This is a genomic window from Shewanella frigidimarina (genome assembly GCF_003797125.1).
Taxonomy (GTDB): domain Bacteria; phylum Pseudomonadota; class Gammaproteobacteria; order Enterobacterales; family Shewanellaceae; genus Shewanella; species Shewanella frigidimarina.
On sequence record NZ_RKKE01000001.1, the window covers coordinates 147,196 to 169,699 of the forward strand.

A 22,504-nucleotide genomic window follows, 5' to 3' on the forward strand; every position below is an offset into this window, starting at 1 on the left:
AGAGGAAGGTTGAAAGCAGTGAAGACAAGCACTGCGCCATTTTCCACCTGGTGGAATTTCTGGGTTAGTAATCAAAGTTTGGTGTGGGAACTGAGAAAAAAAGCAACCTAGTCTTTAAAACAAGAAGCCAATTGCTATTTAAGTAGTCGTCTAGATCTATCCTGTAAGCCATCAAGAATTGTATCCCTTATATGCACTGGAAAATCTTGAGGTAATTGTAATTTAACTTTAGTGATGACTGAGTCAACTGAATTGGCTATCTCATTCATGATGTCCGCCATAGTTGCAGTATCAAAGCCAACGGCTTTTGCGGTTTGAATAAAGTGCCTTGGGAAGATCTGTGCTATTTGGTACTTCTTGTCGCTTTGAGCCCCATAGCCAGCTTTGCATCGCGAATATTTAACCCTTTACCGCCGAGCACAGGATACAAAGATAAAATATCGTAAAAAGGGGTTAGTCGATATCCACCACCCGCCTCAATAAAAAGTGAGAAATTTTTAGCGTGACCATCGGTTGCCGCTAATAGCCAAAACAGTACCTGAGACTTCATGAAGTTAACTCGATCTTGCTCTGAATTGGTGGAGCCTAATAAAGATGACATAATCTGCTCAATATCGGGGCCGCCGTGGCTTTCATATTTTCTCGCTAGCGGAATGTTTAATGCTTGGCAAAAGTCCTCTTGGGGCAAACGCATAATCCATTTACCATCAGATGAGAGCCTACGGTCAAAGCGTTCCACAGCAAGCGCTTTAACATCACCCACTTTAATGACCGAGCATTGCGGTACATCTAAGCCAAACTCCCTCACAATCATCATACATAAGTATTCATTTTCAACGCTGTCAGACATATCAAGAGTATGTGAATGACTCGGTATTGAACCTATGGGTAGCTTAATGATGTGCGTTGTCGGGGTCGCCTTAATAGGAAGCCGCCACTGTCCATCTAGATTAAGTAAGGCAGTTTTTTCTTGGGCACCTGCTATCGATATTCGAAAGTCATCTTCATCGGTTAACATGCCTAGTGGAATATCCGACTGATAACCCTTTAACACTCTTTCCAATTCTTGGTCCGATAAGGGTTTAGACTCAATCTTTTTAATATCAAACGGCTGTTGATCATGCGGTACGAGTTGCAATGCACCGACACTGTCTTGGCCGACTTTAGCCAATAAATCGAACGCTTGGGTCGATTGAGCATTATGGCGAGCAACAATTCTGTTTCTCACCTCTATATTATCTGGGAGTAGATTATCGAAGAAATTGTAAACCTCATCACCTTTATACGCTTGCTTACGCAGTGGCATAGACAAAGAGATGGGACGACTGTTAGAGGTATCTAACCATTGCTGTTCATACTTAAACAGATGGGAGCCTGTGGTCGATTTAGTTAACTCTCCGACTAGGTAACCATTCATATAAACATCAAGGATAGCCATTACCACTCCTCCTTCCATTCTTGCTCAGTCGGTATGGCTTTATCACCTACAAGCTCACCCCCTAACTCTGGGTTTCTAACCTTAATGTCTAGCTCAAGGTTTAATGCCGATAATATCTTAAACAGCGTTTCTATTTTAGTAGAGTCAGGGTTCTGCTCAAAGCTAGAAACCGTATCCTGACGAATGCCGACCTTACTAGCTGCTTTACTTTGCGATAGCTTCATATTTAGCCGCACATCTTTAAGATACGCGCTAAGCTGCTTTGAGTTCGTCACCTTCATAATCACTTTACCTATATAAACAGTTCCAATATCACTTTACACGCTATAGCAGGTAAATCAAGTTTTACACGCTACAACCGTTAAAACAATCTTTACACGCTATAGGCGTTAAAGATGTAATTACATACTAACGCGTGTTGCCATAAAAGAGACTGATCAAAAAATATGAATGAATAAAAAAAAATACCAAGGGGGAGTTTGCCCATAAGAATATCAACTTACAGACCAATCAAAGTGGTACTAAAGTGGTGACTAAATGTAATTACCACAAAACAAAACACCAATAACCCATTGAATAAAATCTAAAATTAAAACCTGCACCACATTCAGGTTCAGAATATAGAGTAGGAAATTATTAACCTTTACATAGGGTTATAAACCTTCATTTACCGTCATGTAACTATCAAACAAGGTCATGACGGTAACAGCTCAACGATGATGGCTAAGCCATTTATCGATTGACGAAAACCACCGGTGCGCGATGCAGATAAACACAGGGAAGCTCACAAAACATCAACATACTTGCAGGCCTTTTATAATCTCAAGCAGATAGTGTGGGGGTAATGCGCTGGGGAAAGACAATAAACCAGTTTGATGCTGAAAATGGATATCCTGGGATGAAGCACTAGGTTGAGTTGTCATCACCGTCGGCGAGGCTACTGTGGCCTGAACAAACGGCATAACCTTTGGACTACTTGTTTTAGCCATATCCGCTTTGCGGGCGTAGAACCTGCTTAGACTAAGCTTATGTTGACGGCAAAAATGTGAAATAGTTAAGCCGCTGGCGGATTGTTACTGTATCAAAGCAGCCCAATCCTCATCTGAACGTTTAGACATATTAACTCCTGATGTAATAGTCAGTCGTTAATATAGGAAACCAATACGGGTTACAGAAGATGTACTTGCCCGGATGCTTACCGTGGAATGTTGATTTGAGCAATTTGGATTAATGTTTCACTGCTTCATTTACCGCTTACTATGAAATCCATTCTTTCAAAATTAAATAAAGAGTAACATGCATGAAATAGATCCAGAAAGCACTTTTATGCGCATAAAAATGTTAAAAATCACACTTTTATGCGCATAAAAGTGTGAAGTGAGTTATAATATAGGTCGTTAACGACCTTAATTGGCGAGAAATAACAATGCAGCGCAACTTACTCAACGCCCTAATAGCATGGAAAAAACAACCTGTGCGCAAGCCACTATTGATCGATGGCGCAAGACAAACGGGTAAAACCTATCTGCTGCAAGAGTTGTTTGGTAACACCTTTGCCAACATCCTGCGTATCGACTTTCTTGAAAATCCCGCCTACAAAGAAGCGTTCGATGGCTCACTGTCACCTGATGAGCTATTAATGAACATTGAGCTGTTGACCAATCAGGTGTTCAACCCAGAAACCGATCTACTAATATTAGATGAAATTGGCGAATGTGAACGTGCCGTTACTTCGCTTAAGTATTTTGCCGAAAAAGCACCGTCCTACTTTGTCGCAGCTAGCGGCTCGAACATTGGTTTGCTCAACGCCTTCCCTGTGGGCAAGGTTGAACAATACAATTTACGACCACTGACCTTCCAAGAGTTTATTTACGCATCAAGCGAGCAAGCACTGATCAAAGCGTTTGATAGTCAAGCAAGCACACCGGCAGTGCACACGAAATTGATGGATAAACTAACAGACTACTTTTTTACCGGTGGTATGCCGGAAGCCGTTTCGGCTTGGTATCAGTTAAAAGATTCAAGCATTTTAGAGCGTGTTGAAAAAGTCACTAAAATTCATGCCGATTTAGTTGAAGGTTATCGCCGAGATTTTGGTAAGTATGCGGGCAAGGTCGATGCCACACTGATTGAATCTGTGTTTAATAGCATTCCAGCTCAGTTATCAATTGGGAGCGATGAGTCCGTTAAACGCTTTAAATTTAAACATGTGCATGAACGTAAATCTCGTTATAGCGATTTTGAAACCGCAATTCATTGGCTTAACTGTTGCCGCTTAGCCTTGCCAAACTACCCTATTGAAGGATTGCCGAAATCACCTCTGGCGGCCTATAAAAAAGTAAATATGGTTAAACTGTTTATGTTTGATGTGGGTCTGCTCAATCATATGCTGGGCAGCAGTTATAAAGAGATTAAGCAACAAAACTACGAATACAAAGGCTATGTGGCAGAAAACTTTGTACAACAAGAGCTCACTGCCATTGGCGTTGACCCAAGTTATTCATGGAATGACGCCCGCGCCGAAATCGAATTTATTTTGGCAACCGATGAAGGAAATATCATCCCTGTTGAAGTCAAAAGTGGCAAACGTACAAGAGCAAAATCATTGGCATCCTACGTTGAGAAATGTGATCCAAATAAAACCTTTAAGTTAACTGGCACACAAGGCTCATCAGCGTTAGAGCAAACCAATATCGTGATGCCCTTGTATTTCACCCAGTATTTACCACAGAGATTGTAAAAGAGCGTTGCCTAGAATCACGAGGTCTACACAAAGTTACTTTATAGGTGACAATCTGTAGACCTTGATGCCTGCCATTCGACACTTATGAACGACCATAATAAAAATTTATGTCATCATCAACGGTAACAACCCAAAACTTTGATAATTTATTTGAGAACGAATGTCATTTTTTGATAATAAAGCTTGATCATTTTCCCTCTCACTTTTGGACATTTTTGAGCTAACAGGATTAACTAGCTCTTACCAGAACATGGACGCGCTAGCTTACTGTCATGCAGCCTTGATCTACAACGAGTTCAGGATTAAGCACTGCCTAATTATTAACTCATTAGTTAAAAAGTCTTTCTATCGTTTTCATTGGTAGAAACATGCGAATGCGTCCATTATGTTCACACAATACTTCAAAGCCAAATTTTGTATAGAATGCCTGTGCTGGATCAGTGAGACAGTCCACGACAATAGCATAAGCCCTCATATGGTGGTTAACTTCCCAAAGGTACTTCAGAGCACGGATTAAACTGACTTTTCCTAGCCCAGAGCCGTGAAATTCCTTATGCACAGCTAACTGAGCTAAAAGAAACACTGGAATTGGGTATCGAGGAAGTTTCTTTGCTAGTTGCTCTGGTAAGGTTTCTCGATTGATTGAGCTAGGCGCAACACTGTAAAATGCACATATTGCAAACTTCTGATTAAGCAATGGCTGAGCACTAGGGAGAATCATTGTTCGACTAATACCTGCTTCCATATGCTTTGCTGCTTGAGTTTTGATAAATGTATTTAGCTCTTGCTCACCACAGTCGAATGAATTGCGGTCGTGATATGATTTACTAAGTTCTACGAACTCTTTACCCCAACTCACTTGATACCGCTCTCATCTGTGAATTTTGCAGCATTCAACAAAGCTTGATTTGGCGATTTTGCTTTGTTACAAGCAGCCATAAATGCGTCAAAGACACTATCTTGAACCACGATACCTTCGTGCTTCTCAATTACGTTTGTTGCATCTTCGTCCATAAGCCTAACTACATATTCAGTTAAACTTTTCAGACCAAGCAATGCTGATGCCTTTTCTGCTTTCGCTTTTATCTCTTCATCAAGACGGATATCTAAACGTGCTGTTGCCATAACTCCTCCAGTGTACGGACGTATTCCGTAACGAAGAGATTATAGTTCAAACATTGAACACATTCAACTTGTACGGAAAGATTACGGATTATAAAAAGCGTAATAATCTCGATACGACACTGAGATGCATTAATTCGTCGGGAGCTGAGTTCAGATAACTCTTAGTATGGCAAATGCACATTAACAACATGTGAATGAGTATTTACTACACTTTAGCGAATAAAGGGGCATAAATATGTTAGTTCTTAACTGGCTTCTTTATAAAAAACGCAAAAAATATCCCATCAACGTTGTGGAAATAAAATAACGGTTCCTAGGTTACAAGCTTTGTAATTGGGTGAACTAAAAATTTGTGTACCTGTACCTAACGCTATCCGTGTTGCGCTATTTGCTAAATCTACTCAATTTAATTGAGTGCCTACAGGAACACACTGCAGAGTCATTTTCCTAGAGATTAGTATTGATTTTTCAACAAAAAAAACGGTTTTCAAATGAGCATGGCGAAAAATGGGTTCGCGCACCCCGCCTTGAATTGACAAAGCAAAGTAACATGTACCAAAATTTTTAATCTCATATTTGGGTACCTATTTTTATTAAGCACTGGAAGTCCACCATTAAATCCACCTCCAGTTTAATATCATTATAACCCCCATAGATATGCAGATTTATGGCAGCGAAACAAGCATGCACCCTCTTCTAAAGCTTCAGTTTTAACATTGTTTAGGGATATTTTAGAAATAAATGTAGCTCTTGGAAACCTAACTTAAAATCCTGAACTTAATCATCTCGATTAATATGACTGTTCGTTATAATGCTCGGCAGCTTTGACGACTAAATCATGTTTTGCATCACTTTTTGCCAAATAGGCTATTGGAGACATTTTTTCTAACAAGTTGGAGGGGGTATGAAAAAACTGGATTTGCGTCCATTGATTATCGACACCAATGATACTAATCACCTTATCAATAAATCCATATAACTGACCAGATGGATCTATCTGCCATGTAGGGAAATAATGGCCATTTTTACCATTTACAGCGATTAACTTATATTCTCTTCGAAGGCGATTAATATTTTGCCTGGTGCAATTCAACATGCCGCCAAGGACAGTGCTTTGCACCATATTTTTTAAGTAAGCATTTTTTATGTCATTTAGCTGCTCTAGCTCACTCATGTCACGCTCATAAGGTTCTAGTTTCATCTTCAATTTTTCAATTTGAATGGTTAAAGAATGATTTTCTCTCTCTAAATTGTCAATTCGAGTGCTAACTTGTTTTTCTCGCCTATTGGAAGAATTATCATTAACACTAAAACTCGGAGGGACACCCTTTTGTGTATAAAATGAATGTGCATAGAATGAAGCTATAGCCTGAGGCACTGCACTTACCGATAATTCAATTTGTCCAGTAAGAGCGTCATGTTGAACGTTAACACGTTCAGGTGTGTTTTTTACTTCATTTTCAAAATCTTGGGTTTTATTTTTAAATTTAGTCATGGCATACCTCGAACAACAACTGAATCTTAAACTACTTTACACTTTTTACACCTCAACTAAAAAGATTATGCGATTATTGTAGAACTGTATGAAGATAATAAATGACTACTTTTTAGGGCAAACCTAGCAATCAAATTAAGAACTTGATGTCACTTAACGATTTAATAAAAGTTAATTTGAAAAAAGTTAACTATTTTCAAATCAAAAATACCGATACTTACTTCCTAATGCCGTAAATCATTGGTCTTGGATAGACAGAACAATCTATTTTGTTAGGGCCGAAGGTTTCTTTTAACTGATTTATAGTGTCACTTGCATCACTAGGTAAATTGCTCCCAAGCACTTCCTTCGACATTCTTTCCATTTCTGTACACTCATGACCATCGTTGCCCTCACAACTAAAATGACCAAAAATTCGCCCTGCCAGTTTATCGTTCAATGTCATCACCTGACGGTAACGCCGTCTCAAGTAACAAGTTTATTTTAATAACATCAACCTTCAATTTCATTCAATTATCGTTAATGTCGATAGTTTGTTGTGTTACCTAAACAGAGCAAACCAGCCCTAAAAAATGATAAATATTCGTTTCAATGTCCCAAATAGCACCTGAAACGGGGCAAACTACAGAAAATATGTGTTAGGTGCACCTTTTACACTGTTCATGACCTCTAAAAAATGAAAAATAATTGTTTCAGCGTCCCAAACGACACCTGAAACGGGGCAAACTTCATTAAATCTGTGTTATAGACACTTTGCTCCTCAACTCCTCACAAAGCCAAAAAACTAAAATAATCGTTTAAATGTTCCAAACGACACCTGAAACGGAGCTAACTTCATTAAATCTGTGTTAGGGACACTTATATACCATTCACAACGACCTAATCTTATCGAGTTCATCATAGATAATGATGTAAAACAGCATGAGTGCCACAACAATTGAAAGACTCAAAAGATTGGATCAGCCAGATGAAACTGTAGAGTAAAATGAAAGTTGATTCCTAGGATGCCATCTCATCTCAGTTTTTAATCAATGAACATTCACGACCCCTTTTTATTTCGTCAGACACAAGTAACGACTTACACCGATATTGAAATACGGCAATTTCAGACTCCCCCCGTCAAAAAGGCAACATTTGTGACTCGGCTCACAAATTCCGCCGAAAAACCCGATTTCAAGAAAAATAAAACAACTTAAATTCAATGATTTACAAAATAAATTTAGTTCAGCGTCCCAAACGACACCTGAAACGGGAAAAAGTTGAAATGTTGAAGTGTATCGTAACTTTCAGAGCACCGATATGACATATCGAGTGTTTAAAACATGTGACGCAAATTTTTTAGCATTACCCCAGACGAGTAATATTCACTAAAAAAATAGGCTCCAGAAACGGACTAAAAAAATAAAACAGAGTTTAATTGCATAGGAAGTTCATCGTGAAAAATCAAAAATTTAAAAAAGTGCCCCTCAACTCACTCACATTACAACAACACCCACTGCTTACGTCGTTGCTAATGAATGAGAAGAGAAAGTTACCAGCGCCCCCAGACTACACGACCCTATCTTATGGAGATATTCAAACCTTGTTAGATACAACTCCTGTACCCGTTTTTCAAGATGAGAATGGTGACTCCTTATTACTTATGCCAATGCCCTTTTTACATCACTTAAGGCTGCACCCGCTTTTCAATAAATTCGAAGTGACGCTCGTAAACTTTAAAGATCCAAAACAGGTTAGACACGTCATTAGCACCTTAAATATACTCAAACCGTCGGTGTTATATATCGACTTTAAACAACTCCCCAATCTACTCTGTCATCGAATTAAGGCCGCAAAACAAGCTGAAATACCCATTTTATCTAAAAAGCAACTCGCCCATTTCGCACAACTGTCTCCCAGCGCTATAAGGATTTAACACTATGACTAAAAAAACTTCATTAGCAAAACGCAATCGTCGTCTAAATTCCGGCGGAGTGATGCCTGATCAAATCAAAATCATCACAACATTAGTCAAATTATGCCATCAGCTTAAAAGCAGCCGTACGAAATACGACAATCAAGAAAGACTTTTTATTGTGTTCTTATATCTGTGGTTGACACATCAGCTTGATGATATTGGAGTCAAGCCTGATGGAGAGGCTCAAGCTGAAAGTGATTTTATTCCTGATTGTATCAAGGTCACCGCAGAGGCTGTATGTAAAGCACATACTTTTCGCAATGTGAAATATGGAAATCGGTCATGGACAGAATATGCACAGTTTTACCATACCCCAAATGATGATCAGATCTATCGGTGGCAGCCCATCCCGCCAAGCCTGCATCATATTTTCAACCCTTTTTTGTCAAAGATGTCATATGGCACCCCTTGGTTAACCCCAAAAGATAAGAATAACTTATTTGGGCTAATAAACACCAAATGGTCAAAACCAGATATTATCAGAGGCTTCCCTTCTGCAGTAAAACAGAGCTTTTTCAAGTATTTTACTCATTGTGTACTCATTGATAATTATTTACGGAACATTGCTAAAAATGTACTTTTGCCTATTGATAAATTGCACCATGTAAGTGCAAGTGCTTATCAAGAGCTAGACAGTGGTCAAATCCGGGCTCAAATATTTCAAGCACAGGAGCGGTTTTTAAGCCGTCTCGTTAAACAGGCAAACACACTCGGTTGGAGCGAGTTGCTTATTTTTGATCGCTCTATCAAAAAAAATAACGCTTCAAGAAGTCAACGCTATAAAAGTAAAGTTCACCTGCTCAATGTCATTGACTCAAATAGTATTCCTGATGCGCTCAAGAGTCAGTCAATTAGACATGAATACCACCATACGAGCTATGACGAAGATCGTGAGATTGGCATTAACGAAGAAATCACGGTAGGCAGTATACGAATGATCGAAGAACATGTGGTTGCAGACGGGTTCAAACGTTTGCACGAAGAAATCCTTGCATCTAAGCCAACTCAAAGTGCGACACTCGCAACCCACATTGACTACTACAACCTCTGCACAAATCATCTCGCCTTATTGTTCATTCTACTGTCTGGAGCTCGCCCTCATCATGCGATTTCCATCGAGAAACGACGTAGCTTTAACAATCAACAGGTTTGCATAAAGGACAAAGGGCGATTACGTCCACTCTTTCTTGGTGACTACTTCAAGCAACAAGTTGAGCACTATTTAGTCCTTCAACAAGCATTGATATCGCGTCTACCAAAAGCTGTTCACTCAGAGCTACTTTGGTATCTGCTCGACCACAACGGTAACCCCACTGCATTAAGTGCACAATCAGTTAAAATTTTTATGCATGCAAGAATACCAAACAAAGAACCTTACATGTTGCGTCACCGGTTCTGCCAATGTGCGTTGACTTGTATTACCCCTGTCAAATTAACGAATCACCAAATCGATCGACTCATGGGGCACTCTTCGTATGGCGAACATTTAGGCAGTGACCACTTGTTTCCCGCCAGCACAAGACAGATGAGTGCGTTTTTAAACACACTTCCTGTGCGCTTTAATTTAAAAGAGATCAAATATGTTTAGTTTTAATATCGATCACATTTCGCGAGACATATGTGATTATTTTTGTCGCAACAGCACAAAATGCGCAACAAAAGATGACCTAAAATGGGTCTTTGAACGTTGGCTTCCATTAATGGATAGCGCTAAGCCATCTGAACAAATCAAAACGCTCACTCTCAACGAAATAAATGCTATCAACAAATTCATTAAAACAGTATCAACGGGAAAACAAAGACACTATAAACTTGCCTTAGTCAATATTGTGACTTACCTCGGAGATGTGCTGCATTGGCAACTTCCAGAAGTGAAAGAATTGCCCTGGGAAGATCAAGACTTAATCTGGTTTAGTAAAATCAATCATTGTGCTGACGAAGCTTTTCAAGTGCTTGACGCATATTCACAAAGTAAGGTCGCATTGTTTAATCAACGTCCCCAGCCATCCGCTGAATTTGTCGCTCTGGCGATCGCAATGGAAGTGGCTCCATTTTCCATCCATTATCTGACGAGCATTATTAATGATCCTAACTGCGTCATAATTGAAGATACTGAAACCTATCTCAAAGTGGATCATTTAGGTGGATTGAATAAACAAAAGGGTGAAGATGACGATGTATTTTTTACTCGTTATCATTTACCTCTCTTTGTGTATCGCCTTTTATGCGACTATCAAAAAGAACCGATAAAAGGTTTAACAACCCAAAAACTTCATAAACGCCTTAACCAGCTCATCGAAGATGAGCCATTTTACCTCACCGCGAAACCTGTTTGGCATTGGCAACATCTTTTTCAAGCGGTTTGGAATTATCGCGATAATGTCGTACCCACGTTGCTCAAAGATATTAGTTATCCTGAACGCCATGTGGCATTCGTTAAAATTGAAACCACTCTTAAAGATACGCGACAACAATTAAAATCCATTTATGAATATGATTGGCGAGCACCACTCAGTGGATCATCAACGTCTCAATCTCAAGAAAATGATTGGCCACACAAACGGTTGCTCAGCAACAAGCATGTAGATAAGCAACTCGATTGTCGTTTAAGTGAATTTGAACAACACAACATTTTACCCGCCATGCTCTACCGTTATACCCAGGAGCTTATTGAACACGGCGGTGTCAATAAGTCAGTATTGGCTGATAACACTATCTACAATTATACAACGTTACAATCAAAGCTAACCTCTCACCCCCTCTCTTATGCAAACGCCATTGACGAAGAAGCACTACAACTATGGGCACACCGGGTCTATTACTCACTTGAAAATGATAGAAGTCGACTTTATATGTTGTATTTTTTTCGTTTTATGCGCCATCAAGCCATCACAGATGGTATTGACCTCACAGAGTTTGATGCACCTACATCTTGTTCAAGTGTCGATGCCTATCGACTGAGTCTTGAAGAGTTACATGACATAACAGATGCCTTGCTCACTCATCAAGACGGACATCCTTTACAGCGGCTGTTTTGTGCGGTTTCTGGCATTTTAGCTTATTTCGCCATGTTAAGGCGCGGAGAGATCTTACGTTTACGGATCCAAGATATTCATTGTCTTCCAAACCATCCACAATGCTTTCGCATCTATATCAGAAAAACAGAAGAAGGGACGACTAAAGAGCATAAAGCTCGTACAGTACACACGGTTATTCCAGAGGAACTGGCTAAACTCGTGCGCATCGTACTTGCAAATAAAGCAATGTGTGATGTCAGTGAGCCACTGATTGGCTTTACCGATGAAAGTTATCATTCACGCCAATTGAATTACCTTTTACCACTGACAAAAGCCATTAAAGCTATCGCTGGTCATCATGTACGGTTTCATCATTTACGTCACAGCGGCGTACATCTTTTTATGCAGCAAGCCTTGCATATGGCTTACGGTTTAGCCCCTCAATTGACAACGACTTCTGCTGCACTTCAGCGATTACTAACAGAAGAAGTCGTCAACGCTCGTTTCGACTACTGGTTAGAAGGTCATCATTTTTCACAATGCAACGACAATTTACTGTTTGATGAGGTATGTAAACAAATCGGCCATGAAAACTACGCGACGACTCGTTGGTCCTACCTGCATAGCATTGACTGGCTGTATCCCTTTTACAGACTTGGTTATGGCGCATTGCAACCACGAGAATATTCACACGCAGAATTAAAATACATACTCAACTTAACACCGAGCTCTAATGATCTTTCTCGTCAATTAGCACTCATAAGCCCTAAGTACCGCGACAAAACCCTAGCGCAAAAACAAAATAGCGCAATATCGCTTACCGAAAATCAATTACGTCGCCACCTATTGTGTTCGAAGCGTTCATCGTTAAACGCTATCCCAAACAATATTGTATGGAGCACGAACTATGACGAAGTGGCTTTCGACTTCATCAAACGTTGGCAGGGCTCTTTCTCTACTGCACCCAAAAATTTTGTATTTTATCTCTTCCTTGAAATGCGAAAAGCAAAGCAATTGAACTGGCCACTGCTTAGCCAAATTTGGCACCAATCAGGTCGACATTTACACCCCAATATCAATAAAGCTCAAATGACAGCACTGTCAAATTTACCGGCACCCACAATTTCCACAAATGAAACCGGTCAAGCGTTAACACTGACATTAGCTTGTAATGTCAAAAACTCACGGCACTTTGAAACCGTCTTAAGGCAACCACAGTGGCGATGGTTACGACCAAGTTTCACACTCATCATTAACCGGAAAACAGATACAAATGTCCAACTTTCGAGACTGAAACAATATTTTGTCAAAGCACAAGAGAAGTACATGGTAAAGAAGCAATCAGAGGGGGATTCACACTTAACAATCACTCTAACGCCAACGTTCACCCCGTCCAAGAGCAAAACTCAAAGGAAAGCATTGCGCGTTAACAATATCGAATTCGCCCTTAAACATATTCAAATGTATATCAAACACGTTCAACAAACTAAATAGAGGTTTTTTATGACACAACTGATAATACCGGCAGCATCGAGTCAAATTTTTTTAGACATCGTTGATAATCTGAATAAAAAAGAGAGTGACAACTGCATTAGCGTCTTTATTAATGCGAAAGCCAATAAAGCGACCTATATCGGCGGGATCTATCCAGAATACATGCTATGTGATGTAGCATTAGAACCTGGGCATGGTTTAAAAAACAGCGAATTCGCTATCCCTCGCGATTTCTTTATTAACATGAAAAGCGTCAAATTTGGGTACGGTCAAGCATATATAACACCCCATATTTTACACCTTTCATACGAGAATGGGCATTACACTACTGTTCAGTTTTGTCTGTATTTAACAAAAGATACATTAACGAAAAGCCAAGACTATCTTCCGATGGATATATTTGATCTTGACGTCGCCCACCAAAAACATATTGAGTACTTTAAAGCCAATAGCCAACGCGCTTTTCATCCTGTATCCGTTACGACACTTCAATATATTTTGAATGAAACACAACATTATATCCCTTTAGAATTTATTCAGTTTAATAGTGAAAAAAGAGAGTTACGCTATCAACGCAATGGCAAAGTGAACGAAAAAATGATGCCTGAACATATTAAACCTCCTTTCTCTTTTGCTTTGACACAACATGCCGCCACGCAGTTAACACAGATTTGCAACAATACTGAGGGTTCTGAGATTGAAATCTGCGTTGAAGGTGATGCCATTTCATTTAAATCACCCGAACAGTCAATGACATGCATACTCAGTGATATTGAGTTATTTTATCAACGAGATATCTACGAACCTCAAACGGTTTTAGATTTTCAGGGAGATCTATGGGCATTAAAGATGAGAAATGATGCTCTTTGGAAACAACAGGAGATCAAAGCCGCGAACCAATGCATGTTGTTTATCGAAGAAAACGAGATGTTTATCTGCTCTATTTTAGACCATAGTAAGTTATTTAAACCCATTGCAACGAATATCAGCACAAAAGGTTCATTGCTCTTTGCCTATTGCCCTAAAGCATTATCTGAACTTTATATCAAAAATATGCTCAATATGACACTGACGCGAGCCACGCTAACAAAAGACAAACAAGGAGAATACAAACTCAATATTTATAGGGATTTACAAGATCGCCTTCCTTACGGCAGCATTGAATTAAAACCAGAACAACCAAAACTGAAGCAATACCAAGCACTCAAGCGTAAGTACGACGAAACGCATGGTAACCGATTTATCATTCAGCCTGAACCCTCTGAAAAACAAGGTCAGCTAGCATTTGAAGAGGTGGTAGAAGATCCTTATGGTTTTGAAGAGGACTAATGACAAATTGAATACGATAAGTACAACAAAACACTGGACAAATACACAGTACTAGTTGTATAAATAGTGTTGGTTAACTAATAAGCTAAAACATCAGCCTATTGGGAAACACAATGTGGTGATTAACTTGCGCGATTGGCAAGTTGAGTTACCCTAAAAATAGCAGTTGGGAGAGAGTGGCGGCAACCACTCTCCCCCGTACCGGCTGCGACGACCTTTAAACCGCACCCAGCCGATGGCCAAATTCTAACGAATTCCATCGGATAGGGATAGATCTATTTGATGGAGGCCTCTTATGGCTCAAATTCGCATTCGCCCCAATGGGCGTATTCAGTTCGACATACATCTTTATGGCTGCCGTTTTCGTGAAGGCACCAAACTGATGGCCACCCCCAAAAACCTTGCACACGCCAAAGCCACACTCAAAAAAATGAGTGCCGAAATTGACTTAGGCACCTTTCAATATCGTGACTACTTCCCTAACAGCCAAAAAGTGGCGAAGTTTGAGTTACTGCAACGCGCAGCTCACCCAGACCGCCTATATCCCTTCTTTGATAACTTTGCCAACCAATGGTTTGAACGTAAGAAAGCGACATGGAAAAATAGTTACCAAGCCACTATTCGCGCGGCATTAGATAAATACCTTATCCCAGAGTTTGGTAATACCCTAGTCAATGAAATCACCTTGTCACAGGTGGATTACTTTCGTCAGGCACTGAAAGAAGGCGAGAAAAAAGACGGTTCACGCTTGTTGTCTAATCGTCGAATTAATTTTTTACTCTGGCCTCTGGTTGCCATGGTGAGTTTGGCCGCTGAAGAATGTAAGTTTGAATATCCACTAAGACGATATAAATCGCTTAAGGAAGAAAAGGCAGAATCACATCCCATGACCATTGATGAGGTGCGCAAGTTTCTCGATAAAGTACCGCAGAAGTGGAAGGATTATTTTATTATCCGATTTTGGACAGGCATGCGCAGTTGTGAGGTGCATGGTTTGGAATGGGAGCATATTGATTTTGACCACAAATTAATCCGAATTCGTCAAAATTGGGTCAATGGTGAAGTGTGTGATGTGAAAACACCAAAATCTCGCCGCGAATTAAAAATGTGCGACACTATCTTTGATGCTTTTAAACGTATTCAAGCCGTTAAAACAGGGCGTTCTAACTTCGTGTTCATCGCGCCAACAGGTTTCCCCCCTTCAACGCATTTTATTAGCCGTAAATTGTGGTTTCCCACCTTAAAAGCCGCTGGTCTAAAACCACGTCGACCTTATGAAACGCGCCATACCGCAGCGGTGCTTCATATCGCTGCTCACGAAAACCCCTTGTACATTTCGCAAATGCTCGGTCATAGCGACACCCGATTGCTGTTTGATGTCTATGCCCCCTATGTCGCTAACGCTTCACGCCTTGACGGCAGTGCATTTGATTCGTTAATGCGAAGTGAAGGCTTGGGGTAGCAGAAAAATAGCACTCTTTATCTGTGCCGCGCCTTACGCGGCCAATTAATTTAACAATAACTTGTATCAACAAGGGGTTATTTATGATTTGTATTACCTGTTTTAATGGCGGCTTAACGGGCTCATTAACTGAACACTTTAACGCACAATTTGCAGTTGATTTAGAAATAGCATCATTCTCGTTGACTAAATTACTTGCAATGCCATCGGTATCGTTAAACAAAGATGAATGGTTCAATATGTTTGATGACAATATCTCATCTCAAACCATTATTCAGTTTTTTCAAAAATATCCGTTAACCATACCCTGTTCATCTTCTAACCTAAATCAGGCTTGTTATAAAGAGCTTGCACTTTTTTTGGGGTTTACTGGTGAGCTGTCTGATTATCAATCAATGCAAGCTCGGCAATTACGCTTTTTTGCTCAATTCATTATGCAAGAATGTCATTTAACACTGTGCCCTTGTTCCTTTACTCAACTAAAAATAAATCGAGGCTTAAAGGAGCAACACAAGCTTCAAAGTAAGCTTAATCATATTTTGGCAGCAAGAAGAGAACATGACAAAAACCTGGTGTCATTAAAGGTAAAAGTCGACTATGTTCCCTCAAAGCTTGATTACAACTTTATCCTTAGTGCAGAATTTTTAGCCGCACGAAATAAAATCGAAGCGCGTACCTTTAATACTTCTGACAAACTGCTCAAACGAGCAAAGGTCATCCAAGCTTTGTCATATGATCTACAAGACATGGATACTGAAGAAAAAATTACCGACTTTAAAGCAAAGGTTTACCATGAGCTGCAAAAGTTCAGAGACAGCGAATTTGTTACAGACATTAAAGTGTATACGTCTGAATATTTCCCCGAGTCACAGCGCAATAATTTTCGATGTGATTATAAGCAAAAAGACAAATACCCTATCGATATCGTCATCGCAGATCGATTTATTGCCAGAACATGCCTGTCTTCACTCCAAAAAAGAAACCCAGGCGGAAAAGTGACAGACATGATGTGCAACGATATCCTTATCATTAATGATCTTTACAAAATACCTAATAAGCTAAAACCTTTCCCGGTAAAATGGGCAACGGTTGAACGCGGTGAAAGAGAAAGCACCGGTAAACAGCGGATCCATGTCAAAATTACCTACAACAATGGTCAGCAGTGCTACCTCAGAAACGTTTCTAATATCCCCTGCGTCGAGCAGCCCACATTATTGTTGCCTTCAGAAGAGAAGATCAGCCGTGTTTATCATAAATTTACCCATACACACATTATCTTTTATGTCTGGAGTGGCATTATTGAGACCGCGCAAACGAGAGAAGTTATTTATAAATTTGGGGTATGTCGTTTTGACTGGACAGATACAGAAAAGTACGCAATTGAAGAATTAACACAATCTGTGATGAACCGTCAATTTGAGTATTGTCGCTCACATCAGATTGTGGCTAATGAGGCTAAAGTGGAGTTAATTTCAACCCCGATGCCTTTTAATGGTAGTTGGGCAAATAGCGCGTTAGGTCGATTAGAAAGTTGGCTAAAAGAGCCAAACAATAATCCATTGTTAATACATAATGACAATACGCTTGAGAATAACATGGTCAGCAGTAATCCGACTGAGATCATGTGTGACGACAGACATAAAAAGTTGTTTGTTATTCCATTTATCAAAAATCAAGTCAACACAATGGAAAATGGACAGCCTATTACTTTTATTGATCTTAATAATGATAAGAATAGGGAGTACAAAGTGCCTGGGCAACAGAGCTAAATAGTCGAAGCAGAATCAGTGGGGGTAACTGAATTGAATGAGGTAGTTTAGTGATGTCCGGCTGACACGATAACAGGTGAGAGTAAATACTCACCTGTTATCATTTTTGAATTAAGCCCTAACCGCTTTTGCAATATGCTCTGCTTGTGCTTGTGACATTTCAGGATCTATTGATTCAACCATCACGCGGATTAGTGGTTCAGTACCTGATTTACGTAATAACACACGACCTTTATCACCTAGAACAGCTTCTGCTTCAATCACTGCTTGCTTTACAGCAGCAGAGGCTAGGATCTCATTAGCATTGTTAGCGATTAAACGCACATTAAGCAGTACTTGAGGTAACTTTTTCATACCCGATACTATCTCAGCTAATGACTCGCCAGATTGTAATACCGCTTGTAATACTAATAGTGATGCCACAACAGCATCGCCAGTAGAGGCATGGTCAAGGTGTAAAATATGGCCAGAACCTTCGCCACCTATGCGCCATCCAGTCTGTTTTAATTGCTCAACCACATAACGGTCACCCACTTTGGCGCGTTTAAACGGGATATCCATTTCTTTTAACGCAATCTCAAGGCCGAGGTTAGACATTAACGTGCCGACGACACCGCCTGTCATTGTGCCTTGCTGTTTGGCCGATTTAGCTAAAATATACAAAATTTGATCGCCGTCCACTACATGGCCATTATGGTCAACAAACATCACCCGGTCAGCGTCACCGTCCATCGCAATGCCTAAATCAGCTTCATGTACCATAACTGCTGTTTGCAAACTGTCTAAATGGGTCGCACCGCAATGGTCATTAATATTAGTGCCATTAGGCTTATCATTAATGCTAATCACCTCAGCACCTAACTCGCGGTATACATTGGGTGCAATATGATACGCCGCACCGTTAGCACTATCGACGACAATTTTAAGGCCTGCTAAGGTTAAATCTTTAGCAAATACGCCTTTGCAAAACTCAATGTAACGACCCGCAGCATCATTAATCCGGCGCACTTTTCCCAAATCTTCAGAAGCAACACACTGCATTGCATTATGATTAAGAGCTTGATCTAACAATGCTTCAATTTCAAGCTCTTGTTCGTCATTAAGCTTAGTGCCAGAATTTGAGAAAAACTTAATGCCGTTATCATAAAAAGGATTGTGCGATGCACTGATCACCACCCCTGCATCGGCTCTGAACGTAGAGGCTAAATACGCTACGGCAGGCGTTGGCATAGGGCCAATTAATGCCACATTCACACCAGCAGCGGATAAACCCGCTTCAATAGCCGACTCCAACATATAGCCACTACTACGAGTATCTTTACCAATCAACACTTCTTGGGTACCGGTTGAGGCTAAGACTTTGCCCGCAGCCCAACCTAACTTCATAGCAAAATCAGGCGTAATAGGAAACGTCCCTACTTTTCCACGCACACCATCGGTGCCAAAATACTTACGAGACATAAAAACTCCAAAATTAAAAATTAAGTACCTAGGGCGTGACTTCGTCACTGCTAAGATCGCTTCGCTGCTAGAGCGGACTTCGTCCTGCTAAAGTCGCTTCGCTATGCTGTTTGCTTTTATAGTCTCTAGCCGCGTAGCGTCCTAGCAGCGCAGCGCTCTAGGCTTTTAGGCTATAGCAAAAAACCAACTACAAAGAGTTGGTTTGGGTGTTAAAAAGATGAATTTTTACTGTTCAAGCATAATTTTTTCAATGCTTTTTTTGAAATCCGCGCCTAACTTAGCATCGCGTAAGCCATATTCAACAAAAGCATTCATATAACCCAGTTTATCACCACAATCATGCGACTTACCGGTCATGTTAAAAGCTTCAACGGTATCTTGTTCTATCAGCATATCAATTGCGTCGGTTAACTGAATCTCATCACCTGCACCCGCTGGTGTTTTAGCCAGTAAGCGCCAGATCTTTTCAGATAACACATAACGGCCAACAACCGCTAGATTAGAAGGGGCTTCACCAACATCAGGTTTTTCAACCATTCTTTTGATTTTAGCTGAATCACCAGGTGTTATCTCAACACCATTACAATCGGCTATTCCGTATTTATTGACGTCAGATTCAGGTACAGGAGCTACCATAATCTGGCTAGCAAATGTCGCTTTGTAACGCGCTATCATCGCGGCTAAGTTTTCTGTTTTTTGATTAGCAGTATATTCATCTAACACAACATCAGGTAGCACGACCGCAAACGGGTTATTACCAATACAAGGGTAAGCACATAGTACCGCATGACCTAAACCTTTAGCTTCGCCTTGACGCACATGCATGATAGTCACGTCTTTAGGACAAATAGCTTGTACTTCATCCAATAACTGACGCTTTACACGTTTTTCTAATGTGGATTCAAGCTCGTAGGATTTATCAAAGTGGTTTTCAATAGCATTTTTACTGGCATGAGTAACTAGCACGATTTCTTTCACGCCAGCAGCAACACACTCATTGACGATATATTGAATAAGAGGCTTGTCCACTAACGGTAACATTTCTTTTGGGATGGCTTTGGTGGCAGGCAACATGCGAGTGCCTAGGCCTGCAACGGGAATAACTACTTTCATTTAAAATCCTTGTAGAAATGAGCCTAATCTATGATTAGATTTTAGCCGACCATTGATTAATTGAAAAATATTTAGGAAACCCAAAAGTATTGATAATCAAAAATTATGATACAAAGTTAATGACTTTCTTAGATGCATCAAAGTTTTTAGCTTTTTGCTGATAAACTAAATCGCAAATACCATCTGTCGGCGCAAAACCTGTAGGTGTTTTAAGTAAAATATCGCGAATGGCTTCATGGTTAAACTGATGACAAGCTAAATCTAAACGGTCTAAAATTACAGAATAATCAGCCCATGTTAAATACAGCTCATTTGCTGTCATGATGCGTTCATGTTCAGTACCTGTGACATCATCTCCAATAAGCAGTTCTTCATATAATTTCTCACCAGGGCGCAATCCACTAAACTCAATCGCTATATCACCCTCAGGGTTTTTCTCACTACGAACTTCATAACCACTTAAACGAATCATTTTTTTAGCTAAATCAACAATTTTTACCGACTTGCCCATATCTAGCACAAATACATCACCGCCTTTACCCATAGCCCCTGCTTGAATCACTAACTGGGATGCTTCTGGTATCGTCATAAAAAAGCGGGTAATTTCGGGATGGGTAACAGTTACAGGGCCACCATTAGCAATTTGAGTTCTAAACAAAGGCACAACGGAACCCGATGAACCAAGTACATTGCCAAATCTAACCATACAAAAACGAGTTTTATTATTTTCACGTGACAATGCCTGTAAAACTAGCTCTGCCATACGTTTAGTGGTGCCCATTACATTCGTTGGACGTACCGCTTTGTCTGTTGAAACCAACACAAATGTCTCAACCTTGGCCGCTATGGCAGCTCTAGCAGTATAGAGAGTACCAAATACGTTATTGCGAACACCTTCAACGACATTATGCTCTACTAGAGGTACATGCTTATAAGCTGCAGCATGATAAACCGTTTGCACACCAAACGACTCCATAACCGCTTGCACACGATTTTCGCGCTGTACTGAACCCATTATAGGTAAAATTCTGACATTTAAACCGAGCTCTTTAGCCGTTGCATTTAATTCACGATCTATGGCGTACAAAGCAAACTCAGATAACTCAAAAAGCACTAACTTTTTTGGTGACTGTTTCAAAATCTGTCGACATAACTCAGAACCAATAGAGCCTCCGGCACCAGTGACCATAACCACTTTATCTTTTATGTTGGCAGACAAAAGATCTTCGCGAGGATTCACAGCATCACGCCCCAGTAAATCATCGATTTCGACTTCTTTAATATCACTGTAAAGCTTAGTCCCATTAACTAAATCAGCCATCGCAGGAATGGTTAATATCTGAATAGCCAAAGGTTCTAACCGAGTCAATATCGCTTGACGTTTAGCGCGGGTGGCACTTGGCATAGCAAGTAAAATTTTAGTCACTGATTTTTGCTTAATCAACTTACGAATAATTGAAGGTGAATGAACATGAACCCCTTGTATAACCGTACCATGTAAGCACACATCGTCATCAACGAAAGCAAAAGGATGATATTCATGGCTTTGAACCAACGAAGTCAATAATTGGCGGCCACTCACACCTGCACCATAAATGATCACAGGTTCACCAGTACGTTTCATTCCAGAACCGACAATAGATCGAACAATCGTGCGTGAACCTCCAATAAAAACTAATGAAAATGCAGCATATATTAACGGGACTGTGCGAGGAATATTAGCTTCAGCATAAAAAGAAACTAACACTAATGTAATGGTTGAAACCGCAACCCCAATGACAATGGCAACAAGAGCTTGTAAGCCCATGTAACGCAGAACAGCTCTGTAAAGGCCTAATTTGGCAAATAACACTAAACTTATAGGAAGAACAACTGAAATGACCATCCAAAAGGTAGCATTGTTCAACACACTGATATCATCAAGTCGAACCAAGAGAGCAGTCCAAAAAGCAGAAACTAAAAAAAATGAATCAACAAAAAGACTTACCATACGTTTCTGAGGACGAGGTAAAGAGAAAATACGTTGCAAAAAATCCATTTCGCGCTCCAAATTAATAACATTCATACTAATAAAAATATTAACTGCGTTAAAAGGTATTCT

At 40.0% G+C, this 22,504-nt stretch carries 15 protein-coding genes and 2 pseudogenes; 7 read left to right on the top strand and 10 right to left on the bottom strand.

All coding sequences use genetic code 11. The annotated features are described in order from the left end of the window. Positions 1 to 134: 134 nt before the first annotated feature. The 3 genes and pseudogenes from EGC86_RS00610 to EGC86_RS21195 form a co-directional block, all read right to left on the bottom strand. Positions 135 to 1,438 (bottom strand): annotated as a pseudogene (locus tag EGC86_RS00610) (type II toxin-antitoxin system HipA family toxin). Then, on the bottom strand, positions 1,438 to 1,719 hold the full coding sequence (locus tag EGC86_RS00615) for a helix-turn-helix domain-containing protein (protein ID WP_123776312.1): 282 nt from the start codon (positions 1,717 to 1,719) through the stop codon (positions 1,438 to 1,440). The pseudogene EGC86_RS00610 and the gene EGC86_RS00615 overlap by 1 nt, the downstream one beginning before the upstream one ends. Before the next feature lie 513 nt (positions 1,720 to 2,232). Further along, positions 2,233 to 2,496, bottom strand: a pseudogene (locus EGC86_RS21195) (IS66 family insertion sequence element accessory protein TnpA); the annotation flags it as partial. Positions 2,497 to 2,864: 368 nt separating this feature from the next. On the opposite strand from EGC86_RS21195, the gene EGC86_RS00625 reads away from it, so the two are divergent. After that, entirely contained in the window at positions 2,865 to 4,178 is a 1,314-nt protein-coding gene (locus EGC86_RS00625) for an ATP-binding protein (RefSeq protein ID WP_123776313.1), read from the top strand. Positions 4,179 to 4,509: 331 nt separating this feature from the next. On the opposite strand, the gene EGC86_RS00630 is transcribed toward EGC86_RS00625, so the two are convergent. The 4 genes from EGC86_RS00630 to EGC86_RS00645 all read right to left on the bottom strand — a co-directional run bounded on the left by EGC86_RS00630 (position 4,510) and on the right by EGC86_RS00645 (position 7,240). Then, a complete protein-coding gene (locus tag EGC86_RS00630) occupies positions 4,510 to 5,040 on the bottom strand; it encodes a GNAT family N-acetyltransferase (RefSeq protein WP_123776314.1) in 531 nt (176 codons plus the stop codon). Further along, complete coding sequence (locus EGC86_RS00635; protein WP_123776315.1) at positions 5,037 to 5,306, bottom strand: type II toxin-antitoxin system TacA family antitoxin; 270 nt, start codon at positions 5,304 to 5,306, stop codon at positions 5,037 to 5,039. The genes EGC86_RS00630 and EGC86_RS00635 overlap by 4 nt, the downstream gene beginning before the upstream one ends. 790 nt (positions 5,307 to 6,096) lie before the next feature. Beyond that, entirely contained in the window at positions 6,097 to 6,801 is a 705-nt protein-coding gene (locus tag EGC86_RS00640) for a hypothetical protein (RefSeq protein ID WP_123776316.1), read from the bottom strand. A 217-nt stretch (positions 6,802 to 7,018) separates the two neighbouring features. After that, positions 7,019 to 7,240, bottom strand: a complete 222-nt coding sequence (locus EGC86_RS00645) for a hypothetical protein (protein ID WP_123776317.1) — start codon at positions 7,238 to 7,240, stop codon at positions 7,019 to 7,021. Positions 7,241 to 8,236: 996 nt separating this feature from the next. Here EGC86_RS00645 and EGC86_RS00650 point away from each other — a divergent pair. The 6 genes from EGC86_RS00650 to EGC86_RS00675 all read left to right on the top strand — a co-directional run bounded on the left by EGC86_RS00650 (position 8,237) and on the right by EGC86_RS00675 (position 17,829). Then, positions 8,237 to 8,716: a hypothetical protein gene (locus EGC86_RS00650; RefSeq protein ID WP_123776318.1), complete on the top strand. Its 480-nt coding sequence runs from the start codon at positions 8,237 to 8,239 to the stop codon at positions 8,714 to 8,716. 4 nt (positions 8,717 to 8,720) lie between these two features. Continuing rightward, a complete protein-coding gene (locus EGC86_RS00655) occupies positions 8,721 to 10,346 on the top strand; it encodes a hypothetical protein (protein ID WP_123776319.1) in 1,626 nt (541 codons plus the stop codon). A gap of 112 nt (positions 10,347 to 10,458) precedes the next feature. Beyond that, a complete protein-coding gene (locus EGC86_RS00660) occupies positions 10,459 to 13,269 on the top strand; it encodes a site-specific integrase (RefSeq protein ID WP_123776320.1) in 2,811 nt (936 codons plus the stop codon). A 9-nt stretch (positions 13,270 to 13,278) separates the two neighbouring features. Next, positions 13,279 to 14,598 carry a hypothetical protein gene (locus EGC86_RS00665; protein WP_123776321.1) on the top strand — a complete coding sequence of 440 codons (1,320 nt, stop codon included), beginning with the start codon at positions 13,279 to 13,281 and terminating at the stop codon, positions 14,596 to 14,598. Positions 14,599 to 14,893: 295 nt separating this feature from the next. Further along, the gene (locus tag EGC86_RS00670; protein ID WP_123776322.1) at positions 14,894 to 16,060 is read left to right on the top strand and encodes an Arm DNA-binding domain-containing protein; all 1,167 of its coding nucleotides are present in this window, start codon (positions 14,894 to 14,896) and stop codon (positions 16,058 to 16,060) included. 83 nt (positions 16,061 to 16,143) lie between these two features. Then, positions 16,144 to 17,829, top strand: coding sequence for a hypothetical protein (locus tag EGC86_RS00675; protein ID WP_123776323.1), 1,686 nt, complete (start codon positions 16,144 to 16,146; stop codon positions 17,827 to 17,829). A gap of 111 nt (positions 17,830 to 17,940) precedes the next feature. Here EGC86_RS00675 and glmM read toward each other — a convergent pair whose 3' ends face one another. The 3 genes from glmM to EGC86_RS00690 form a co-directional block, all read right to left on the bottom strand. Further along, complete coding sequence (glmM, locus tag EGC86_RS00680) at positions 17,941 to 19,290, bottom strand: phosphoglucosamine mutase (RefSeq protein ID WP_123776324.1); 1,350 nt, start codon at positions 19,288 to 19,290, stop codon at positions 17,941 to 17,943. Between the two features lie 225 nt (positions 19,291 to 19,515). Further along, positions 19,516 to 20,403, bottom strand: coding sequence for a UTP--glucose-1-phosphate uridylyltransferase GalU (galU, locus tag EGC86_RS00685; protein WP_123776325.1), 888 nt, complete (start codon positions 20,401 to 20,403; stop codon positions 19,516 to 19,518). A gap of 103 nt (positions 20,404 to 20,506) precedes the next feature. Continuing rightward, a complete protein-coding gene (locus EGC86_RS00690) occupies positions 20,507 to 22,441 on the bottom strand; it encodes a polysaccharide biosynthesis protein (RefSeq protein ID WP_123776326.1) in 1,935 nt (644 codons plus the stop codon). Between the last annotated feature and the right edge of the window lie 63 nt (positions 22,442 to 22,504).

Coding starts and splice junctions, on each gene's coding strand:
- EGC86_RS00615 (WP_123776312.1), bottom strand. CDS start 1,719: ATGAAGGTGACGAACTCAAAGCAGCTTAGCGCGTATCTTAAAGATGTG.
- EGC86_RS00625 (WP_123776313.1), top strand. CDS start 2,865: ATGCAGCGCAACTTACTCAACGCCCTAATAGCATGGAAAAAACAACCT.
- EGC86_RS00635 (WP_123776315.1), bottom strand. CDS start 5,306: ATGGCAACAGCACGTTTAGATATCCGTCTTGATGAAGAGATAAAAGCG.
- EGC86_RS00640 (WP_123776316.1), bottom strand. CDS start 6,801: ATGACTAAATTTAAAAATAAAACCCAAGATTTTGAAAATGAAGTAAAA.
- EGC86_RS00655 (WP_123776319.1), top strand. CDS start 8,721: ATGACTAAAAAAACTTCATTAGCAAAACGCAATCGTCGTCTAAATTCC.
- EGC86_RS00660 (WP_123776320.1), top strand. CDS start 10,459: ATGGATAGCGCTAAGCCATCTGAACAAATCAAAACGCTCACTCTCAAC.
- EGC86_RS00665 (WP_123776321.1), top strand. CDS start 13,279: ATGACACAACTGATAATACCGGCAGCATCGAGTCAAATTTTTTTAGAC.
- EGC86_RS00670 (WP_123776322.1), top strand. CDS start 14,894: ATGGCTCAAATTCGCATTCGCCCCAATGGGCGTATTCAGTTCGACATA.
- EGC86_RS00675 (WP_123776323.1), top strand. CDS start 16,144: ATGATTTGTATTACCTGTTTTAATGGCGGCTTAACGGGCTCATTAACT.
- glmM (WP_123776324.1), bottom strand. CDS start 19,290: ATGTCTCGTAAGTATTTTGGCACCGATGGTGTGCGTGGAAAAGTAGGG.
- galU (WP_123776325.1), bottom strand. CDS start 20,403: ATGAAAGTAGTTATTCCCGTTGCAGGCCTAGGCACTCGCATGTTGCCT.
- EGC86_RS00690 (WP_123776326.1), bottom strand. CDS start 22,441: ATGGATTTTTTGCAACGTATTTTCTCTTTACCTCGTCCTCAGAAACGT.